This window comes from Acidithiobacillus sp. (assembly GCF_027322205.1).
Classification (GTDB): Bacteria; Pseudomonadota; Gammaproteobacteria; order Acidithiobacillales; family Acidithiobacillaceae; genus Acidithiobacillus.
This window is the reverse complement of the sequence record NZ_DAHVHY010000100.1, coordinates 1-4986: the sequence shown is the minus strand read 5'-3', so window position 1 is coordinate 4986 and position 4986 is coordinate 1. Positions and strand designations below refer to the sequence as shown.

Below are 4986 nucleotides of genomic sequence, written 5' to 3'. Positions count from 1 at the left end.
GGCGGCTGCGGGTCGCGGCCCGCCATGATGTCACTCACCTGCCCCGCGTCCAGCGTTTCATACTTCAGCAGGGCCCGGGCCATGGCCTCGACCTTGTCGCGATTTTCTTCAATCAGTTTACGGGCAATGCCGTAGCGCTCCTGGATAATATCGCGCACCTCACCGTCCACGGTTCTCGCCGTCTGCTCGGAGATATTGCTGTGCTTGGTCATTTCCCGACCAATGAACACCTCTTCCTCTTTTTCACCAATGACCATCGGCCCGATGCCGGACATGCCCCACTGGGTCACCATCCGTCGCGCCAGGTCGGTGGCACGCTCAATGTCGTTACCCGCGCCCGTCGTCATCTGGTTGAGGAACACTTCTTCTGCAATGCGCCCGCCCATGAGAATGGAGATGTTACAGAGAATTTCCTGACGCTCGTAGTTGAAACGATCTTCTGTCGGTAACTGCATAGTGAGCCCCAGAGCCCGGCCACGCGGGATGATGGTGACCTTATGCACCGGGTCCGTGCCTGGCAGTAACTTAGCCACTACAGCATGGCCCGACTCGTGATAGGCCGTGGTTTCCCGCTGCTTATCGCTCATCACCACCGACTTGCGCTCGGCACCCATCATGACCTTGTCTTTGGCATCCTCAAAGTCATGCATGTCCACCAGACGCTTGCTCCTGCGTGCCGCCATCAGCGCCGCTTCATTGACCAGGTTGGCCAGATCCGCACCGGAGAAACCAGGGGTACCCCGGGCAATGACCTTGGGATCCACGTCCGGGGCAATCGGCACCTTGCGCATGTGGACCTGTAAAATCTGCTCGCGACCACGAATGTCCGGCAACGGTACGGTGACCTGCCGGTCAAAACGACCAGGCCGCAACAGCGCCGGATCTAGCACATCCGGACGGTTGGTGGCGGCAACAACAATAATGCCCTCAGTACCTTCAAAACCATCCATTTCCACCAGCAACTGATTCAGGGTCTGCTCGCGTTCATCATTACCGCCACCCAGGCCTGCACCACGCTGACGACCCACCGCATCGATCTCGTCGATGAAGATAATGCAGGGGGCATGTTTTTTAGCCTGCTCGAACATGTCGCGAACCCGCGATGCGCCGACACCGACAAACATTTCCACGAAGTCGGAGCCGGAGATAGAGAAGAACGGCACCCGCGCCTCTCCGGCGATGGCACGCGCCAGCAAGGTCTTACCAGAACCCGGCGAACCCATGAGCAATACGCCCTTGGGAATCCGTCCGCCAAGGCGCTGGAACTTCTGCGGATCGCGCAGAAAGTCAACAATTTCTGCAAGTTCGTCCTTGGCTTCTTCCACGCCCGCCACATCGGCAAAAGTGACCTTATTGTTTTCTTCCGTCAGCATCCGCGCCTTGCTGCGACCGAAAGTCATCGCCCCGCGGCCACCGGCACCACCGCCACCCATCTGGCGCATGAAGAAAATCCACACGCCGATCAGCAACAGCATCGGGAACCAGGAGATGAGGATGGAGAGCAACAACGATTGCCCCTCCGGTGGCTTGACCGAGATTTTCACCCCGGCAGCCAGCAGTTGGGGAACGAGTTGCGTGTCGTTGGCCGGGGTGTAGACGCTGAATTGCTGTCCGGAGCTGAGGCTACCCTTCACATGATTGCCGTTGATGGTGACATCGGCAACCTGACCTTGCTTCACACTAGTCACAAAGGTTGAAAAGTCCATAGCCTGAGCCGGTGTCGAACTGCTCGTATTGAGGTTCTGAAACACCAGCATCAGAATAACGCCAATCGCCACCCACAACAGCACATTTTTTAAGACATTATTCATTCACACACCCCCCCGAATGGGAGAACTAGACTGATTAATAAGATCTAATATATCGTTCGATGTTAGCCTTCCCAAGACCACCTGACAAGAGCAAGGCCCGGCCTCTCAACCTTGTGTTCCACCCACCGTCAGGTCACGGATTTTCAGCGTCGGCTGCCCAACACCTACGGGCACGCTCTGGCCATCCTTGCCACAAGTACCCACCCCTGTATCTAGTTGGAGGTCGTTGCCGATCATTTCAACCCTGGTGAGCACATCCGGGCCGTTGCCAATCAGGGTAGCGCCTTTGACTGGCCGGGTTACCTTCCCGTTTTCAATAAGATACGCTTCGGAGGCGGAAAAAACGAATTTGCCGTTAGTGATATCCACCTGACCACCCCCGAAGTTGACGGCATAGAGCCCGTGTTTGACGCTGGCGATGATCTCCTGGGGATCGCGACCCCCAGCCCGCATGTAGGTGTTGGTCATCCGCGGCATCGGCAGGTGCGCGTAGGATTCGCGACGCCCGTTACCCGTCGACCGCGTCCCGGTCAGACGGGCATTGAGGGTATCCTGCAAGTAGCCTTTGAGGATGCCATCTTCAATCAGCGTCGTGCACTGGGTCGGGGTCCCTTCGTCATCGACATTCAGGCTGCCGCGACGGCCATCCAGCGTACCATCATCGACAACCGTGACACCCGGCGCCGCGACCCGCTGACCGACCAGGCCACTGAAGGCGCTGGTACCCTTGCGGTTGAAGTCACCCTCCAGACCATGACCAATGGCCTCATGCAGCAATATTCCCGGCCATCCCGGTCCGAGGACCACCTCCATACAACCGGCAGGCGCTGCTTCCGCCTCCAGATTGACCAGGGCCTGACGCGCAGCCTCCCGGGCAAATTCTTCGGCCATGTCACCCTGAAGAAAGGTCTGATAATCGTAACGACCACCACCACCAGCACTACCCTGCTCGCGCCGCCCACCCTGCTCGACAATGACGGAGACGTTGAGGCGCACCAAGGGGCGCACGTCGGCAGCCATGGTACCATTGAGACGCGCCACCAGCACCACCTCAAAACGGGCACTCAGGCTGGCCATCACCTGAACAATACGCGGATCACAGGCCCGGGCGGCCCGCTCCACCCGCTCCAGCAGGGCGATTTTCTCGCTATTGGGAATAGAAGCCAGAGGATCGACGGGCGGATAGAGCGCCAGCCCCTGACGCCGCTGCCAGACCAGCCCTTTCGTCTGCCCAGGATGATGGACAATGGCGCGCGCCGCCTCTGCCGCCGTCAGCAAGGCATCCACGGCGATTTCGTCAGAATAGGCCAGACCCTGACGTTCACCGCTCACCGCCCGCACACCCACGCCTTGTTCGATAGAGTGACTACCCGACTTCACAACCCCTTCTTCCAGGCTAAAGCCCTCACTGCGACTGTACTGAAAATACAGATCAGCGTCGTCCAGGGCGCGATGGGAGAGGCGACCGAATACTTTTTCCAACTCCCCTTCGCTGATTCCGCCGGGAACAAAAAGAGTAGCGCGGGCAATTTCCAAGGCTGAGACAGTCATCACGTTCCTTCCTGACAGATAATGCGGCCAGTATGCGCCCAACCAGTGGTTTAGAACAAGTCCAAATTCATAAACCGGCAGAGATGCTTTGCCGCCCGCCCCCGGACAAGAGATAAAATTTCATTGTTAAATGATACTGCTGGCCGGGTTATCCACATCTTTTGCCAGACTTGTGCACGACATTATGCACAAGATATAGTTGACACCAGCAGAAACAGGTCTATATTTAGTGCTTGGGCGCTCTGCGATCCGCTTTTGCACGCCGCCCCGGCGTATCCCTTCACGCTGCCTCGCAGTTTGCGTCCACTATCGCCCCGATCATAGGAGTCGCCCATGTCCAAACCTGCCGCCCAGGCCATCATCAGCAATCCTGCCTACGACCCTTCCGAAGCCAGTCATTACAAAGTCATTCGTCGCAACAACGCGATGGTCAGTTTTGACGCCGGCAAGATCCACATCGCCATGACGAAGGCCTTCCTGGCCGTGGAAGGTGGCAGCGGAGCGGCGAGCGCGCGCGTCCGTGACCTCGTCAGCCGTCTGACGGAACAGGTGATTGAAGCACTGAAACGGCGTCAGCCGGGGGGCGGCACCTTTCACATTGAAGACATTCAGGATCAGGTGGAACTGGCGCTCATGCGCGCGGGCGAACACGAAGTCGCCAGGGCCTATGTGCTGTATCGCGAGGAGCGCACGCGGGAGCGCCGCCAGCAGACAGCGACGGGAACCCCAGCCGAGATCCCGGCTATTAAGGTCAGCCATCCGAATGGCAGCCAGCGGACGCTGGACATGGAACGACTGCGCGCCGTTATCGAAGAAGCCTGCAGTGGCCTGGGCAGCGCCGTGTCGATAGATGCCATCCTCGGCAATACCGTCAAAAATATCTACGACGGCATCAGCGAGGATGAACTGTTTCAGGCCCCCATTCTTGCCAGCCGGGTACTGATCGAGCGTGATCCTGCCTACGCCTATGCCTCAGCGCGCCTGCTCCTCGACCGCGTGCGCTGGGAAGTGCTCGGTGAAGCAGCAACTCAGGCGGAGATGACTGCACGCTATCCTGAGTATTTCCGCGACTATCTGCAAACCGGCATCCAGAATGAGCTGATTGACCCGCGGCTGGGACAGTACGATCTGGAGCGTATTACCGCCGCGCTCAGGCCGGAGCGGGACCTGAACTTCCAGTATCTGGGTATGCAAATTCTGTATGATCGCTACTTTTTGCACGTGCGGGAGCGTCGCATTGAATTGCCGCAGGCCTTCTGGATGCGGGTGGCCATGGGTCTGGCGATGGATGAAATCGACCGCGAAACCCATGCCATAGCCTTTTATGAAGTGCTGTCCAGCTTCGACTTTGTCAGTTCGACGCCCACCTTATTCAATGCCGGAACCTTGCGCCCGCAGTTGTCCAGTTGCTTCCTGACCACCGTGGGTGACGATCTGGATGACATCTACGAAGCCATCAAAGAAAACGCCATGCTCTCCAAGTTCAGTGGCGGCCTGGGGAACGACTGGACGCCGGTGCGCGCACTGGGGTCCTTCATCAAAGGCACTAATGGCAAGTCGCAGGGCGTCGTCCCTTTCCTTAAGGTAGTCAACGACACAGCGGTCGCTGTGAATCAGGGCGGCA

3 protein-coding genes are annotated in these 4986 nt (G+C 58.3%); 1 reads left to right on the top strand and 2 read right to left on the bottom strand.

Going from position 1 to position 4986, the window contains the following annotated elements:
* Both ftsH and tldD read right to left on the bottom strand, forming a co-directional pair.
* A partial coding sequence (ftsH, locus tag M7F93_RS11035) for an ATP-dependent zinc metalloprotease FtsH (protein ID WP_298173359.1) occupies positions 1-1811 on the bottom strand: 1811 nt, incomplete at its 3' end.
* A gap of 105 nt (positions 1812-1916) precedes the next feature.
* A complete protein-coding gene (gene tldD, locus M7F93_RS11030) occupies positions 1917-3362 on the bottom strand; it encodes a metalloprotease TldD (RefSeq protein WP_298173356.1) in 1446 nt (481 codons plus the stop codon).
* Positions 3363-3695: 333 nt separating this feature from the next.
* Between tldD and M7F93_RS11025 the strand changes: the two genes are divergently transcribed.
* The coding region (locus M7F93_RS11025) for an ATP cone domain-containing protein (protein ID WP_298173352.1) at positions 3696-4986 on the top strand (1291 nt) is incomplete at its 3' end.

Bases quoted from the DNA above. Each gene is read 5' to 3' on its own strand.
- tldD (WP_298173356.1), bottom strand. From the start codon at position 3,362: ATGACTGTCTCAGCCTTGGAAATTGCCCGCGCTACTCTTTTTGTTCCC.